The following is a 14,923-nucleotide window of genomic DNA, read 5'->3' on the forward strand; positions in this document are numbered from 1 at the left end:
TGGAAAGCATGATCGAAGTCAGTCATCTGGTCAAACGTCACGGCTCCCGCGCAGTCGTTGACGATGTCAGCTTCACGGCAGCGGCCGGGCGGGTGACGGGATTTCTCGGGCCGAACGGGGCCGGGAAATCGTCGACGCTGCGTATCCTCCTGGGCCTTGACCGGCCAAGCTCCGGCGTCGCGCTCATCGACGGAACTCCGTACCGCTCGCTGGATCGTCCACTGTGGAAAGTTGGCGCGATGCTGGACGGGCCAGGTGCAAACAAGGGCCGCACCGCGCGGGCACATCTGAGCTGGGTGGCGCAGTCCAACGCGATCCCGAAGCGGCGAGTCGACGACGTGCTGGAACTAACCGGGCTTCGAGATGCGGCGGGGACGCGGATTGGCCGGTTCTCACTTGGCATGGGTCAGCGACTCGGGATCGCCGCCGCGCTGCTGGGCGACCCACGCGTGCTCGTGCTGGACGAACCGACGAACGGTCTTGACCCTGACGGCATCCGCTGGACCCGCCACCTGTTGCGCTCACTCGCCGCCGACGGAAAAGCAGTCCTGGTCTCCAGCCACCTGATGAACGAGATGGAGGAGACTGCGGACGACTTCGTCGTCATCGCCCGCGGCCGCGTCGTCGCGCAGGGAGACGCGGCGAAGGTGAAGGGCACCCACCGGACCCTGGAAGAAGCGTTCTTCGCGCTCACCGACGCGCACGTCGACTACCGCGCCACCCGCCCGGACGGAGAGAGCCGGTGAGCGTCGTCGCACCGAAGCTTCTGACCGGGGTGGTCCGGTCGGAGGCAACAAAGCTGGTCACCGCGCGGCCCCTCTGGATTCTCGCTCTCGTGACCGTCGTCGGCACCTGGCCGATGGCATGGAGCAACGCTGCCTCCGGGGTTGGTCTCGCCTCCGATGATCCCCGGTTGTACTCTTCCGTCCCGGTGCCTATCGAGTACCAGGGGTTCGAGATGGCGGGCTTCGGGTACGTCCTCGTGGTTGCCATAGCCGCGCTGTGGGCCGGCAGCGAGTACGGCGCCGGCGGGCAGATCCGCACCACCCTGCTCGCTACCCCGAAGCGGCTCCGGGTCTACCTCACCAAGATCGCGCTGCTCGCCGTCGCGGTAGCGGCCATCGCATTCCTGACAATGTGGGGAACCCTGGTCATCACGCACGTAGCAGGCGAAACCGGCATCAACCCTTGGGCGCTGAATCCCGCGATCTGGACTCACCTCGGCGGGGTCACCCTCGCTTGGACCCTCACCGCACTCATCGCGTTCGCCATCGGGGTCCTTGCACGCACCGCGATCCTGCCTCTCGTCCTCATCACCCCTCTCGTTATCGGCATCGGAGACTTCCTCGCCGGCATCTGGGAGGAAGCGAGATACCTCCCCACCGCCGCCGGTGCCGCCCTCTACAGCGACCCCGCCACCGGATCTTTCCTCCCACCCGCCATCGGCGGACTCGTGCAAGCAAGCTGGGCCGTGCTCTTACTGGTCCTCGCCGGCATCGCCTTCACCCGCCGAGACTTGTGAGCGCGCCGATCATGATCCACACGCTCCGCGCCGAGCTGACCAAAGCGCTCACGCTCCGCAGCATCCAGGCCACTCTCGCCGCCGCCACACTCGCACCGCCCATCCTCGCGCTTGCCGCTGGCCTGGCCTTCGACCCCAGCTCGGCTGCCGGCGCATCATTCCCTGCCGAGTCGCACGGCTTCGAGACCGCGGGGTTCGGGCAGCCCCTCGTGATCCTGCTTGCCGCGCTCATCACCGGAACCGAGTACCTCGACGGCCAACTCCGCAGCACCCTGGCCGCCGACCCGAACCGCGGACGCGTACTCACCGCCAAACTCATCGTCATCGCCGGCGCGGCCACACTGATCGGACTCATCGCCACCACGGCAGCCGTCATCCTCAAACACGTCGCCATCAGCGCACACGGTCTGCCTGTCATAGAGTTCACCGCCGGAATGGTGTGGAACCTGCTCGGTGTCGCAGTGAACTATGCGCTCATCAGCGTCATCGCCGCCGCAATCACGATCCTCGCCCGCACCCTCATCGTCACCCTTATCATCCTGGTGCCGCTCGTACTCGGACTGACCATCTCACTCGTGGGCATCATCCCGATCCTGAAATACCTCCCCGACCTCGCCGGGCTCCAACTCCTCACCACCTACCCCGGCATCGAACTACTCCAACCAGTCCCAGGAGGACTCGTGATGGCCGGATGGGCAACAGGCCTCCTCGCTGTAGCCGCATTCGCGTTTCGCCACCGCGACGCCTGAACAGTCGGCAAACTCTGCGAGAAACACGACATTTACCGTCGCAAGTCACACGTGTGGTCGGCCGGCGGCCTGGGAGTGGCTGCCGGAAACGATCGTTTCCGGCGCTGTCACTCCTCGGGCCAGGGAATCACTGCCGCTAACGTTTGCCACAACCCCGGTTCGGCAAGGGTTTTCGGCAAGACTGGCAACATGAAACCCACGCTCCGCATCGAAGGTCTCGCCAATGTGCGAGACCTCGGCGGTCTAGAGCGCACAGATGGAACCGTGACACCCTCGGGCGTGTTTATTCGCTCGGAGAGGCTGGAACGAGTCGACTCGGAGGGGTGGCAAGCAATTCACGCCCACGGAGTACGCACCGTGATCGACCTTCGTCGACCAGACGAGTCGACGGGACAAGTCCCCCCGGCGATCAAGCACATCCACGTAGATCTTGACGGCAGCGATGAGACGGACTTCTGGAAGCAATATGAAGAGGATGGCCGGTGGGGCACGCCCCTCTACTATCTCGCGCACCTCCAGGCGCTTCCAGACAAACTCGCGCTTGTCCTGAACGCGATCGCTGACGCCGATGATGGAGCGATCCTCTTCCACTGCTCGGCAGGGTGGGATCGAACCGGCCTCGTCGCCGCCGTACTCCTGAGGGCGGTCGATGTCACCGACGATGCCGCCGTCGCCGACTACCTCAAGTCATTCACGAACGCGGACGCGATGGCTGCGCTGCACGAACGATCTTTTGAGGTCGAAGAACGACAGCAAATCCTTGGCCGATTCGGCCACACCGCAGAATCCGCGTTCCGCGACATGTACGGGAACCTGGATCTCGAAGCCTGGTTTAGCGAATCGTGCATCGCGCCTGAAACACGAGTTGCCATCGAGACGTGGCGGGGAGCGGCTGCCTCACTACGCCCGGTTTGACCTTCGCGTCTGCCGTAAATGATCGTCGCCAGAGCGGGCGGGGCTATCGTCGGAGTGATGATCAGAGTTGTTTTGATGTGCGGGCCGGCGGGATCCGGAAAGTCGACCGTTGCGAGGCGACTGGAAGCGGAAGGCATGGTTCGTCTTTCATTCGACCAGGAAGCCTGGCGCAGGGGCATCCGGACGATGCCCCTGCCGAGCGATGTGCATGAAGAGATCGAGCAGGAGCTCCGCGCCCGCCTCATCGCGCTCGTCGCGGCTGACCAAGACGTGGTACTCGACTTCTCGTTCTGGTCCAAGCGTGCCCGTCTCATCTATCGGAACTTGCTGCGCCCGCTTGGAGTAGTGCCTGAGACGATCTATCTCGCCACGCCAAGGGCAGTCGCACTGGGACGACTCGCGGCACGGAGCCACGAGCACGCCGACGACTATGCGCTTTCCAACGACGTCGCGGCAGACTACTTCGACCACTTCGAACCCCCGACCGCCGACGAAGGTCCCCTGACGGTGCTCGGCGCGGAACCGTCGCACTGAGCGATCGATCGATGAGACGCAGACCTGAAGATCGATCACTGTCCGGCCACGATCGGCGTTGAGGCTCACGAGGGGTGTTCACGTCCAGTCTCACCAGGGTCAGCGTTGATGAGAAGCTCGCGGTCGGAGGCCCACCGAAAACGATCGTTTACGGCGCGGTTCTCACGTGAGGCCAGGAGCGGTTGCCGTAAACGCTCGCCACAATCGTCAAGTGGCAAGGGTTTCCGGCGGACGCAGAGTTTGTGGAGATTCACCCGCGGGTTAGCTAGGCCGCGTGGGACAATCTTGCGTGCTTTCCGTTACTCACGAACCGGACGCTTACCCATGCCCCTTCTGTGGACTTCAGCAGGGCATCTTCAATGAGCGCAACCTACCTTCCGATGTCGTTGCCGTGACAGAGCGTGCGTTCGCGCGCATCGCGCCGAAGTGGTGGCCAGGGAACGCGGGTGCCGTTCTCGTGATTCCGCGCACACACGTTGAGAACATCTATGGGCTCACGCCGGAGGACGGCCACGCAGTGTGGGAACTAACGCAACGCGTTGCGGTGGGCGTTCGCTCGGCATATGGGTGCGAGGGTACATCGATCCGACAACACAACGAGCCCGCAGGAGATCAAGACGTCTGGCATCTTCACGTGCACGTGTTTCCACGTCACGAGGCCGACGACCTTTATGGGCGCCACGATCAGTCCAGGTGGGTTGCACCGGATGAGCGAGAACCGTACGCGGTTAGGCTGCGCAAGGCCCTGGGCCTGCCGTTTTCCTTCGAAGATTCAACCGCGTTTCTCGACGGCCGCGGTGAGCACGCAGATTGAATTCGAGGATTGACCGAAGCCCCCGCCGAAAACGATCGTTTGCGGCGTTGCCGCACCGCGTTGGCGGAACGGGATGCCGCAAAGGTTCTCCAGAACCCGCTTTCGGCAACGGGTTTCGGTGCGCCCGAGCTACCGCTGCTGGCTGTCAGAGCAGCTTTCGTTCGAAGATCACGTTGAGTGGCGTGAGTCCCTCCGCCTCGAAGAACGCGTGAGCGCTCGTATTGAAAGACCACGAGTCGAGTCTCATGGCATCAACGTTCTCTGCTCGCCCGATAGCCACAGCAGCGTCCATCAGTTCCTGACCGATGCGCCGACGCTGCATGGCAGGGTCAACCGCGATGTGGTGCACGTACAGGCTCTTGGACGCATGCCGGAATGGATTCGCGGGTCGCGCGCTGATCTCTGCGAGCAGGTAGCCGGCGGCCGCACCGTCAAGCTCTGCGATGAGGAGGATCGCCCCGTTGGCCAGTTGCTCAGCAAGGAATGCACGCAGCATCTCGTGATCAGGCGCTCGGAATAGGTCGGGCCTTCCTTCCGCGTGCAGCCGTTGGATCCCTTCGCTGAGGGAACCCAACCGATCAATGTCTGCCTCTAATGCTCTGCGTACCGACATGACCGAAGCCTATTCACTGCGGCCACCTTCGGTCGGTCACGCACCGATCAGCACCGCCTAGAACGATCGTTTGCGTCTTGAAACCGTGCTGCGGCCCGCTTGGTCGTCGCAAACGTCGGCCTCAGGCATTGGCGAAGGCGGTCGTGACCGCACCTTAGATCGCGTGTCGCGTCAACCATGAGTACATGTACATATCGCGCGGCTGGCCACCCACCCGTTTCCAATCGCGGAGTAGGCCCTCGCGCTCGTAGCCTGCTTGTTCAGCTACCCGCCAGGAGCCTTCGTTCCAAGGCTCCACGTACAGCTCGACGCGATCGAGCTCCTCGAGGGTGACGGCCCACGAGGTTAGGGCGGTCAAGGCATCCTTCGCGAATCCGCGGCGTCGACGGGAGCTGGCGATCCAGTAGCCGGCGCTGGCTCGGCCGTATGCGCCAGGGATGAAGTAGAGCCCGATGTGCCCGACCGCGTTGTCGTCGTGATCAGCGATGGCGAACGCGTATCCGGCTCGGTCTCGCAGGCGTGCATGCTGTCGGTCGATGAAGGCCAACGCTTCCTTCTCATCCGAAGTCGTCGGCACGCTGGTCAGTTGAGGAATCAGGGGGTCCTGAGAGGCCTCCGCGATGACCGCAGTGTCCGCGCGGCGCCATGCCCGAAGTGTGACCTTCTCGCCTGAGAGCGTCGGTAGGGACAGTGGGTTGGAAGTCATCCCTCATGGTGACATGCGAGTGCGCACAGCAGGACGGCCACTCCGGCAGCCGTCTGCCGAAAACGATCGTTTACGGCGGGACTACTCAGTAGTCCGCAGTCACAATGCGGCGTGCTCCGTCGAGCGCAATCGTGCCGCCATGTGGGACGATCCACTGCGGACGGGTGTGCCCGAACGGCACCCCGACGCAGACCACCGCGTCGGGGTTGTATCTGACGATCTGCTCGATGATGGTGTCCCGTTGCGCCTCGCGCAGGCGGGTTCGCTCCCGCTCCGAGGGGACGGGTGAATGCAGCTTGCTAACCGGCGGTCTGGCAACAAGCACACCGGCAACGACGCCGAGGACTCCACGCTCGCCCAGGGCGCGTACCCAACGCTTGACCTCGGTCGCTGACGGCCCCTCTCCGCCGGTCTCCAGCAGAAGAATCGCCCCGTTGAAGTCAGAGACATCGGGCATTCGTCCGGCAAGAGCAATCTGGTCGATGACCTCGATGCAACCGCCCCAGCTGCGACCAGATACGGCCTTCTCTGGTCCGGCCCACGTCCAGGGCTCGGTGGCCTCACGTGCACCGAAGTGCAACAGAGACCGGGGGTCTTCCCACGGCCACCCGAAGTCCTCGGACTCTCCTGGCTCGGTGAGCTCGAGAGTCCCGCCGTCGAGCAGGGCCGCCCGCAGCGACCGCACGTGGATGTCATCGAGATGAGGGCCAGGCCCCAGGTGCACCTGGGTAGACCCGCCGTAGAAGCTCGGCACGCCGAGGTTCCAGAGCAGATTGTGCAGGTTCGTGTTGTCGCTGTAGCCCAGGAACGGCTTCGGATTCGCCGCGAGCACCCGGGCTTCGATATGCGGAATGACGGTCACCTGATCGTCGCCGCCGATCGTGGCCAGCACGGCGCGGATGCTGGGGTCTGCGAAAGCTTCGGTGACGTCGGCGGCACGGGCCTCCGCACTTGCGCCAAGTTGCCGAGTAGTTGGGTATTCGACCGGGATCAGTCCTGTCGCCTCGGTCAGCCGGCGCATCGCCTGATCGTGCAGGGTGGGCGAGACCGCTGGAGCGGCGGTTGCCGGCGAAATCACCGCGACCCGATCACCTGGATGAGCCTTCGGACCAGCTCTGAACGACTTTGCTACCACCCCCTGATTACACCAGAAGCCCGAGCCGATAGTGGGTCCCGGACTGTCCGAAAATCCCTGCCGAAAGCCCGTTCCGGCGAACCTTTGTGACGTCCTGTTCTGCGCTGCGGCATTGCCGGGCCGCAAACGATCGTTTTCGGCAGACCCTGACAGGGCACTGCGAGAAGAACCAACGCGGCGATATAGACACCCAGGTATCTGCCGCACCCGCCCGGCAACGTGCCGGCGTTAGGTGCTGGCGTAGGTTTCGCGGAGGAATTGGGTCAGCGCTGCGCGGCTGGTGGTGAGGCAGGCGATCTTGGTGTCGAGGTCGTCGATCTGCTCGGTGACCATGCGGGCGAGGATGTCGTCACAGGTGCTCGACCACTCCGATTGGCCGCTTTGACGGTCGAGGACAATCTTGATGAATCGCGTCGGGACACCGGAGCGAGAAAGATCGCGAATCGAGACGACCTGGTTCAGGTCGGATTCGGTGTAGTCGCGGTATCCGTTGGGGTGTCGTCCAGGTTGCAGGAGCCCCTGGGCTTCGTAGTAGCGCAGCACCCTGGGCGCCACCGCACTGCGCCGAGATATCTCACCGATCCGCATCCGCATACTCCTCGTACCCGGGTCCTGTGGTGTTGGACTTGACCTTGACAGTGATGTCAATCTTTACCGTAGTCCTATGAGCACTCGATCGACGCCGCCACCCCTGCCCGTCAGCGCCCGTCCGCAGCGGGCCTGGCCGATTCTGGCGGTGTTGACCGCGGCGACGCTGCTGACGGTGACGGTAGAGATGTTGCCATCCGGGCTCTTGCCGGTGATGAGCGCCGATCTGGGCGTCTCGGAATCAGCGATTGGGTTGCTGGTGAGCGCCTGGGCGCTCACCATCGCGGTCGTGGGGATTCCACTCGTGCGACTCACGATCCGGTTACCCCGCACGCCACTGCTGGCAGCGTGTCTGATCGTGATCGCGGCAGCGAACCTGCTCACCGCGACTGCCTCTGGCCTCTCGCTCGCACTTACCGGCCGTATCCTCGCCGCGACGGCGCACGGCCTCTTCTGGGCACTCGTCGTTTCCTACGTCGCCTCCGTCATCCCTGCCGAGCGGCTCGGACGGGCACTGGCGATCGTCCTGGCTGGGCCCACGCTCGCCGGCCTTGCCGGCCTACCGGTGGCGGCGGCTCTGGCCGATGTGGTGGGGTGGCGGGCCATCTTCACCGGCCTATCTGTGGTTCTTGTCCTGATCGCCGGGGTGCTCTGGCTCATCCTGCCACAGGTGCCGTCAACGTTGCCTGCGGGTGGCGGCGCGTGGGATCGCAGCGCTTCCCGAGTGATTGCGGTAGCGATCGCGGGCGGGCTGGTGTTGGTCGGGCACTTCGCTGTATTCACCTACCTCACAGCCCTAGTCACCCAGTTGGGCGGGCTACCCGGGGCCGCGATCCCCTTGATGCTGCTGGTGTTCGGCGTGAGCGGGGCAGTAGGTATCGCCGGATCCGGTTTCGCGTCCGACCGATACCCGCGCAGTGCGATCGTCGCCGCGGCAACTCTGGTGACGGTTGGTCTCGCCGTGCTCGCTCTGAGCTCAGGGCAACCGGTCGTGTTCATCACCGGAGTTGCGATCTGGGGAATCGCGGTCGGCGCGTTTCCCCCGATCCTGCAAACCCGGGTGATGCGCGTATCCACGACTGCTTTCCGGCCTCTCGCCGGAAGCATCGTCGTCACCGTCCTCAACCTCGGCGTCGCAGCCGGAGCCACCCTCGGCGGCCTTCTGCTGATGCGCCCCCTAAACACCCCGCATGAAGGTGCCCGCTAGGTTGCCGATTCCTCCCGGAGACGGAGCCGCACCACCCGGGGTACACCCGCTCGAGAAGTGGGGTGCGCTGTCGCCTGCGGCAGCGAATGGGAGACTTGTCGGAGTTCGGCATCGAGGGGGATGCTCACCGCAACCCACCCCACGAAAGAAGCGTGCATGATCTCGCTATCCGCCGCCCTCGGTATCGCGCTCATCGAGCTTGGGCTCGCCCTCACCCCCGGCCCGAACATGATGTACCTCGTCTCGCGCAGCATCAGCCAGGGATGGCGCGCCGGGATGATGTCGCTGTCCGGCACGGCGGTGGGCTTCGTCGTGTACATGGTGATGGCCAACCTCGGGTTGGCGGCAGTGTTCCTCGTCGTTCCGTGGTTATTCATCGCCCTGAAGGTCGCAGGCGCCGTCTACCTGCTCTGGCTCGCCTACAAGACGCTCCGCCCGGGCGGGAAGTCGCTGTTCGAGACCAACGATCTTCCGCGTGACTCGTTCGGCAAGCTCTTCCGCATGGGACTCCTGACGAACCTCCTCAACCCGAAGGTCGCGATCCTCTACCTCGCGCTCATCCCGCAGTTCATCGACCCCGCCGCCGGCAGCATCGTCGCACAGGGATTCCAGCTCGGCGCGATCCAGATCCTCGTCGGCGTCGCCGTCAACGGCGCGATCATCATCGCGGCCGGATCAGTCGCCACCTTCCTACAACGCAAGCCGGCCTGGATGCGATGGCAGAAGTGGGTCACCGGCACACTTCTCGGCGCAATCGGCGTGAAGCTCGCGATCGATGCGCCCGCTCCCGCGGTCGCGCCGTAGCCGACCGGAGAACTTCGTGTCACGTTGCCCACAAAGACGCTCAAGGATCTAACGGCCGCGATCAGCAGCGATCCTCGCCGCGCGCGCGTACGACTTCCTCCCGATCCACGACACCGTTGTGAGACGCCGCGACAACACTCGTGAGAATCCGACAACATTCGTGAGAAACGACAAGACTGGACAACAACACCCACCCGAACTTTCCGTGACCAAACCGTTGCATTCGTTATCTCGCCGTTATACAGTGATCACACGGTGAATGTTTGCTGTGGCACTCACCGCATGTGATTGCAGGACACTCTTGGTGCAAGGGACAAGGGCCGGTCGGGAGCCTCTCCGACCGGCCCTTTACTGTTCGCACTATCCTGTGATGATGACCGATCGCAAGCTCGCCCTGGAGGCCTGGGAGAGCCTGTTCCGCGCGCAGCACCAGTTGTTCACCGAGATGTTGAGCGACTTCGAGCACAGCGATATCACACAGGCCGAATACGATGTGCTGCTCACGGTGACCCGCTCCCCCGACATGACCGCGCGGCTGCGCGACATCACCTCGAACATGCTGATCAGTCAGCCCAGCGTCTCGCGTCTGGTCGACCGCATGGTCACGCGAGGACTCGTGGCGAAGTGCGCGGACCCCGACGACGGTCGCGGTGCCCTGATCCGCGCGACCGATGAGGGCGCGAAGGCGTTCCGCGCGCTCGCCACCGTGCACGGACGCTCAATCGCCGACCGCATGTCGCGCCTGGACGACGACGAGCTGCGCGCCCTGCGCGACCTCGCGGAGAAGCTCCGCGCCCGCTGACCTCCCCTGCACAGCGCAGAGCGCCGTGCGAGGTACTCCTGTTCCGCTCACAACCGTCGTCTCCTCAACGCGGGCGGGCACTATCTGGCAGGGTGGGGGACGAAGGCGCGCACCACGGCGCGCTCGAGACCGCCCCCTCGGGGGGAACCAGGGAGGTCATCCATGGAGATCGCCGGAATCGTCGGCATCCTCGTCATCGTCGGAATCGCCGTCGTCGTCGTCGTCGTCCTACTGCTCATCCTGCTGCTGTTCGCACGCAGCTGGATCAAGGTCGCTCGCGCCGACGAGGCACTCGTGATCTCCGGTCGCAAGCAGAAGGTGCAGACCGCAGTCCTCTCGGCAGACGGCTCGAGCAGGTCCGAGATGTCGGAGTCACCGGTCACGGTCATCGTGAACGGCAAGTCGCTCGTCAACCCGATCACGCAGCGCCACGAGATCATCTCGCTGCGCTCACGCCAGGTCTCCCTCAACGCCGAGGCCCAGTCGCTCGACAGCGTGACCCTGAACGTCGACGGCGTCGCGATCGTGAAGATCGGCTCCGACCCGATCCTGGTGCGCCGTGCCGCCGAGCGCTTCGCCTCGCAGGACAAGGCGATCGAGCAGTTCACCACCGAGCAGCTCGAAGGTGCCCTCCGCGGCATCGTGGCCACCCTCTCGGTCGTCGAGCTGATGCGCGAGCGCAAGAAGTTCTCCGACCAGATCGCCGCCGATGTCTCTCAGGAGCTCGCCGAGCAGGGCCTGATCCTCGACTCGTTCCAGATCAAGGGCATCACCGACAAGGTCGGCTACATCCAGTCGCTCGGTGCTCCTGAGATCCAGGCGAAGCGCCAGTCCGCGGAGATCTCGCAGACCAACGCCGACCGCGCGATCAACCAGAAGAACATCGCGAACCAGGAAGCCAACCTGATCGAGCAGACCGCGCTCGACACCAACACTGCGAACTCCAACGCCGGCATCGGTCGGGCTCGCGCCGAGGCCGAGCAGGCTGAGAACCTCGCCCGCGAGCAGGCGCAGCAGGCCGTTCTGCAGCAGCAGGCCGAGAACAAGCAGGCTCAGCTCGACGCCGACGTCAAGCGCGTCGCCGACGCGCAGCGGTATGAGGCGGAGACCCGCGCACAGGCCGAGCTGTACACCCGCGAGCGCGCGGCCGAGGCTGCCGCGATCGAGCAGGTCAAGCAGGCCGAGGCCCGTACTCGCATCGCCGAGCAGCAGGCCCAGGCCGACAGGGCACGCGCCGACGGTGAAGCAGCTGCGGCTGTCGCGAAGGCGCAGGGTGAGGCAGACGCGCTGCGGTCCCAGGCAGAGGCCGAGTCCGAAGCCCGCCGCCTGCGCGCCAGCGCCGAGGCCGACGCGATCCGTGCCGAGGGTGACGCGCGAGCGGCCGCCCTCGAGGCGGAGGCGAAGGCCATCGCGTCGAACCAGGACGCGTTCCTCTCGCAGCGGGTGCTCGAAGTGCTGCCGTCGATCATGGCGGAGTTCTCGAAGGGCTACGCCGCGATCGGCAACGTGTCGATCATCGGAGGCTCGGGCGAAGACGGCGCCTCGAACGTCGTCGGAGCCGACAGCGCAATCGCGATGCGGTCGGTGTTCGACAGCGTCCACTCGGCCACGGGGCTCGACCTCGCCGGCATCATCCAGGGTCAGGCCGTCGGTCGCGGCATCGGCGAGGGTGTGGCTGCGGCCGCCGCTCCTGCGCCTGCGCAGACGCGGGTTCCGAACCCGACCACCCCGCCGCCGCCCGCAGCGCCGGCTGCTGACGTGGAGTAGCCCCCGTCACCACAGAGACAGCGGATGCCGCGGCCGATTCCGGTCGCGGCATCCGCTGTCTTCGTGCGGGCTCCCCTTTCCCATCGCTGACTCAGGAGATTCGTCGCCGGCGGCCGGCCAGAATGCCGGATCTGACCGCATCGGACGCAACCGTCCTGAGTTGTGGACGACGCCGGACGACGCCGACCGGGCAGACTGGGACGATGACGTCAGCTGCCTTCGACCTCGCCACCATCGGCGCAGGACTCTCGTTCGCGGCTGCCCTCGACGAGCTCGCCCAGACGCTCGACACGAGCACGTCAGCGGTGGTGAGCGCGCCGCCAGGCACCGGCAAGACGACGCTCGTGCCACCGCTGCTCGCCTCTCGTTCGACCGGCCGCGTCATCGTCACCCAGCCGCGTCGCGTCGCCGCCAGGGCCGCCGCGCGCCGGCTCGCACAGCTCGACGGTTCCCCGCTCGGCACTCGTGTGGGGTTCACGGTCCGAGGCGAGCGCGCGGTCGCAAAGGAGACGCGGGTCGAATTCGTCACGGCCGGCGTCCTGCTGCGGCGGCTGCTGAACGACCCCGGCCTCCAGGGCGTCGATGCGGTGATCATCGACGAGGTGCACGAGCGCGCGCTCGAGACTGACCTCCTGATCGGCCTGCTCTCGGAGGTACGCGAGCTGCGAGACGACCTCGTCCTCATCGCCATGTCGGCCACCCTCGACGCCGCGCGCATCGCGTCCGTCCTCGGCGTCGACGAGCAACCAGCCCCGATCGTCGACCACGATGTTCCCGCCTTCCCCCTCACCGAGCGCTGGGCTCCGAGCCCTGCACCGCGCCTCGACGAGCGCGGTGTCACCTGGGCGTTCCTGGATCACGTCTCGCGGACCACCGCATCCGCCGCTCGGGAGCTGCGCCACGACGACCCCGCGGCCGATGTGCTGGTCTTCGCGCCGGGCGCCCGCGAGGTGTCGGAGATCGCCCGCCGCGTCCGCGACACGACCGATGCCTTCGACGTGCGGGAGCTGCATGGTCGCATGCCCGCGTCCGAACAGGATGCCGTGATCCGCGGGCGCCGCCAGGACGAGCAGACCCGCATCATCGTCACGACCTCGCTCGCAGAGTCCTCGCTCACCGTGCCCGGTGTGCGGCTGGTGGTCGACACCTGCCTGGCGCGCACCCCTCAGCGCGACGCGGCGCGTGGGATGACGGGGCTCGTGACCGCCGCGGCTTCCCGTTCGTCGAGCGTGCAGCGCGCCGGCCGCGGCACTCGCCAGGGACCGGGGACCGTCGTCCGCTGCATTGACGAACGCACCTACGCCGCCGCCCCCGCCCGCCCGACACCGGGGATCGCGTCGAGCGACCTGGCTGATGCGGCCCTGCTACTCGCGTGCTGGGGTGCGCCGGGCGGTGCCGGTCTGCGGCTGATCGACCCCCTGCCCGCTGACAGCCTGGCCGACGCCATCACGGTGCTGCACGGACTCGGCGCGATCGACGATGAGGGCCGCGCCACCGACGAGGGCCGCGCCCTGGCCCGCATCCCCACCGATCCGCGGCTCGCACGCGCGCTGCGTGATGGCGGTCCAGCGGTGGGCGCTCGACTCGCCGCCGAGGTCGTCGCGCTGGTGGGCGGCGACCTGCGCTCCGCGGACTCCGATGTCGCGCAGGCACTCATCGCCCTGCGAGGCGGACGCACGGCGGATGCCCGCCGCTGGCGCACCGACGCGGATCGTCTCGAGCGTCTGAGCACGGCGACACCGGGGTTGCGCTCCGACCTCGACGGCGTCGGCCTCGTGATCGCGCTGGCTTTCCCCGAGCGCGTCGCGCGTCGCGTGGACCGCTCGGCCGACGGGGCGACTTTCCTGCTGGCATCCGGCACCCGCGCGGGAGTGACCGGCCCGCTCGCGGCGGTCGAGTGGCTGGCCATCGCCGACGTCGCGCGCGCGTCCGGGCGCGGGTCCGCCGGATCCGGGGCGATCGTCCGGTCGGCGGCGATGCTCACCGAGGAGCAGATGGAGCACGCGGCGAGCCACCTGCTCACCGACCGCGTCGAGGCAGAGTTCGTTGCAGGTCGCCTGCAGGCACGACGCGAGCGGCGCGTGGGAGCAATCCTGCGTTCCTCGGCACCGGTGCGCGCATCGGCCGAAGAGGGCCGCGACGCCGTCCGCCGCACGCTGCAGCGCGAGGGGCTGGGCATGTTCACGTGGTCCACCCCGGCCGCCGAGCTGCGGCGTCGTCTGGCGCTGCTGCATCGTGAACTGGGGTCGCCGTGGCCGGATGTCTCGGACGCCGGGCTGCTCGCCGCCCTCGACGCCTGGCTCGCGCCGGAGCTCGACGCACTGGCATCCGGCACTCCTGCCGCGCGGCTGGAGCTGACGTCGGCGCTGCGCCGACTGCTGCCGTGGCCCGAGGCCGCGCGTTTCGACGAGCTCGTGCCCGAGCGTCTGGAAGTTCCCACCGGCTCCCGCATCCGCATCGCCTACCCGGCGCCCGACGACCCCGACGCCCGGCCCGTGGTCGCGGTGAAGCTGCAGGAGTGCTTCGGGTGGGCCGAGACTCCCCGGCTGGTCGACGGGCGTGTGCCGGTGCTCTTCCATCTGCTCTCCCCCGCCGGACACCCGCTCGCGGTCACCGATGACCTGAACTCGTTCTGGTCGGGCCCGTATGCCCAGGTGCGCGCCGAGATGCGCGGCCGGTATCCGAAGCACCCGTGGCCCGAGGATCCCTGGGCCACCGCACCGACCAGGCACACCAAGAACCGCTCCGCCCGCTGACGCTCCACTCA

General features: G+C 66.5%; 15 protein-coding genes. 11 read left to right on the plus strand and 4 right to left on the minus strand.

Going from position 1 to position 14,923, the window contains the following annotated elements:
• The first annotated feature begins 8 nt into the window (after nt 1–8).
• The 6 genes from KY497_RS00770 to KY497_RS00795 all read left to right on the plus strand — a co-directional run bounded on the left by KY497_RS00770 (nt 9) and on the right by KY497_RS00795 (nt 4,534).
• Entirely contained in the window at nt 9–746 is a 738-nt protein-coding gene (locus KY497_RS00770; protein ID WP_219869583.1) for an ABC transporter ATP-binding protein, read from the plus strand.
• Nucleotides 743–1,522: an ABC transporter permease gene (locus KY497_RS00775; RefSeq protein WP_219869584.1), complete on the plus strand. Its 780-nt coding sequence runs from the start codon at nt 743–745 to the stop codon at nt 1,520–1,522. Before KY497_RS00770 ends, KY497_RS00775 begins: the two co-directional genes overlap by 4 nt.
• A gap of 11 nt (nt 1,523–1,533) precedes the next feature.
• Nucleotides 1,534–2,271: an ABC transporter permease gene (locus tag KY497_RS00780; RefSeq protein WP_219869585.1), complete on the plus strand. Its 738-nt coding sequence runs from the start codon at nt 1,534–1,536 to the stop codon at nt 2,269–2,271.
• Nucleotides 2,272–2,460: 189 nt separating this feature from the next.
• Nucleotides 2,461–3,186 carry a tyrosine-protein phosphatase gene (locus tag KY497_RS00785; RefSeq protein ID WP_219869586.1) on the plus strand — a complete coding sequence of 242 codons (726 nt, stop codon included), beginning with the start codon at nt 2,461–2,463 and terminating at the stop codon, nt 3,184–3,186.
• A gap of 18 nt (nt 3,187–3,204) precedes the next feature.
• Nucleotides 3,205–3,720: an ATP-binding protein gene (locus KY497_RS00790; protein WP_258185782.1), complete on the plus strand. Its 516-nt coding sequence runs from the start codon at nt 3,205–3,207 to the stop codon at nt 3,718–3,720.
• A gap of 391 nt (nt 3,721–4,111) precedes the next feature.
• Nucleotides 4,112–4,534 (plus strand): HIT family protein, encoded by a 423-nt coding sequence (locus KY497_RS00795; protein ID WP_258185980.1) that lies wholly within the window; start codon nt 4,112–4,114, stop codon nt 4,532–4,534.
• A 145-nt stretch (nt 4,535–4,679) separates the two neighbouring features.
• On the opposite strand, the gene KY497_RS00800 is transcribed toward KY497_RS00795, so the two are convergent.
• The 4 genes from KY497_RS00800 to KY497_RS00815 all read right to left on the minus strand — a co-directional run bounded on the left by KY497_RS00800 (nt 4,680) and on the right by KY497_RS00815 (nt 7,576).
• Nucleotides 4,680–5,147, minus strand: a complete 468-nt coding sequence (locus KY497_RS00800) for a GNAT family N-acetyltransferase (RefSeq protein WP_219869587.1) — start codon at nt 5,145–5,147, stop codon at nt 4,680–4,682.
• A 154-nt stretch (nt 5,148–5,301) separates the two neighbouring features.
• Nucleotides 5,302–5,853 (minus strand): GNAT family N-acetyltransferase, encoded by a 552-nt coding sequence (locus tag KY497_RS00805; RefSeq protein ID WP_219869588.1) that lies wholly within the window; start codon nt 5,851–5,853, stop codon nt 5,302–5,304.
• Nucleotides 5,854–5,938: 85 nt separating this feature from the next.
• On the minus strand, nt 5,939–6,988 hold the full coding sequence (locus KY497_RS00810; RefSeq protein WP_219869589.1) for a S66 peptidase family protein: 1,050 nt from the start codon (nt 6,986–6,988) through the stop codon (nt 5,939–5,941).
• 228 nt (nt 6,989–7,216) lie between these two features.
• The gene (locus tag KY497_RS00815) at nt 7,217–7,576 is read right to left on the minus strand and encodes a MerR family transcriptional regulator (protein ID WP_219869590.1); all 360 of its coding nucleotides are present in this window, start codon (nt 7,574–7,576) and stop codon (nt 7,217–7,219) included.
• A gap of 76 nt (nt 7,577–7,652) precedes the next feature.
• Here KY497_RS00815 and KY497_RS00820 point away from each other — a divergent pair, with 76 nt between their 5' ends.
• From KY497_RS00820 to hrpB, 5 genes are all read left to right on the plus strand, one after another.
• Complete coding sequence (locus KY497_RS00820; RefSeq protein ID WP_219869591.1) at nt 7,653–8,783, plus strand: MFS transporter; 1,131 nt, start codon at nt 7,653–7,655, stop codon at nt 8,781–8,783.
• 156 nt (nt 8,784–8,939) lie between these two features.
• Entirely contained in the window at nt 8,940–9,587 is a 648-nt protein-coding gene (locus tag KY497_RS00825) for a LysE family translocator (protein WP_196383417.1), read from the plus strand.
• A 373-nt stretch (nt 9,588–9,960) separates the two neighbouring features.
• Nucleotides 9,961–10,389, plus strand: coding sequence for a MarR family winged helix-turn-helix transcriptional regulator (locus KY497_RS00830; RefSeq protein WP_055877883.1), 429 nt, complete (start codon nt 9,961–9,963; stop codon nt 10,387–10,389).
• A gap of 162 nt (nt 10,390–10,551) precedes the next feature.
• Nucleotides 10,552–12,156 carry an SPFH domain-containing protein gene (locus tag KY497_RS00835; protein ID WP_219869592.1) on the plus strand — a complete coding sequence of 535 codons (1,605 nt, stop codon included), beginning with the start codon at nt 10,552–10,554 and terminating at the stop codon, nt 12,154–12,156.
• Between the two features lie 203 nt (nt 12,157–12,359).
• Complete coding sequence (gene hrpB, locus KY497_RS00840; protein WP_219869593.1) at nt 12,360–14,912, plus strand: ATP-dependent helicase HrpB; 2,553 nt, start codon at nt 12,360–12,362, stop codon at nt 14,910–14,912.
• The last annotated feature ends 11 nt before the right edge of the window (nt 14,913–14,923 follow it).

Source organism: Microbacterium sp. PAMC22086, from assembly GCF_019443525.1.
In the GTDB taxonomy this organism is placed as follows: domain Bacteria; phylum Actinomycetota; class Actinomycetes; order Actinomycetales; family Microbacteriaceae; genus Microbacterium; species Microbacterium maritypicum.

Coding starts and splice junctions, on each gene's coding strand:
- KY497_RS00770 (WP_219869583.1), top strand. CDS start 9: ATGATCGAAGTCAGTCATCTGGTCAAACGTCACGGCTCCCGCGCAGTC.
- KY497_RS00780 (WP_219869585.1), top strand. CDS start 1,534: ATGATCCACACGCTCCGCGCCGAGCTGACCAAAGCGCTCACGCTCCGC.
- KY497_RS00785 (WP_219869586.1), top strand. CDS start 2,461: ATGAAACCCACGCTCCGCATCGAAGGTCTCGCCAATGTGCGAGACCTC.
- KY497_RS00790 (WP_258185782.1), top strand. CDS start 3,205: ATGATCGTCGCCAGAGCGGGCGGGGCTATCGTCGGAGTGATGATCAGA.
- KY497_RS00800 (WP_219869587.1), bottom strand. CDS start 5,147: ATGTCGGTACGCAGAGCATTAGAGGCAGACATTGATCGGTTGGGTTCC.
- KY497_RS00805 (WP_219869588.1), bottom strand. CDS start 5,853: ATGACTTCCAACCCACTGTCCCTACCGACGCTCTCAGGCGAGAAGGTC.
- KY497_RS00815 (WP_219869590.1), bottom strand. CDS start 7,576: ATGCGGATCGGTGAGATATCTCGGCGCAGTGCGGTGGCGCCCAGGGTG.
- KY497_RS00820 (WP_219869591.1), top strand. CDS start 7,653: ATGAGCACTCGATCGACGCCGCCACCCCTGCCCGTCAGCGCCCGTCCG.
- KY497_RS00825 (WP_196383417.1), top strand. CDS start 8,940: ATGATCTCGCTATCCGCCGCCCTCGGTATCGCGCTCATCGAGCTTGGG.
- KY497_RS00830 (WP_055877883.1), top strand. CDS start 9,961: ATGACCGATCGCAAGCTCGCCCTGGAGGCCTGGGAGAGCCTGTTCCGC.
- KY497_RS00835 (WP_219869592.1), top strand. CDS start 10,552: ATGGAGATCGCCGGAATCGTCGGCATCCTCGTCATCGTCGGAATCGCC.
- hrpB (WP_219869593.1), top strand. CDS start 12,360: ATGACGTCAGCTGCCTTCGACCTCGCCACCATCGGCGCAGGACTCTCG.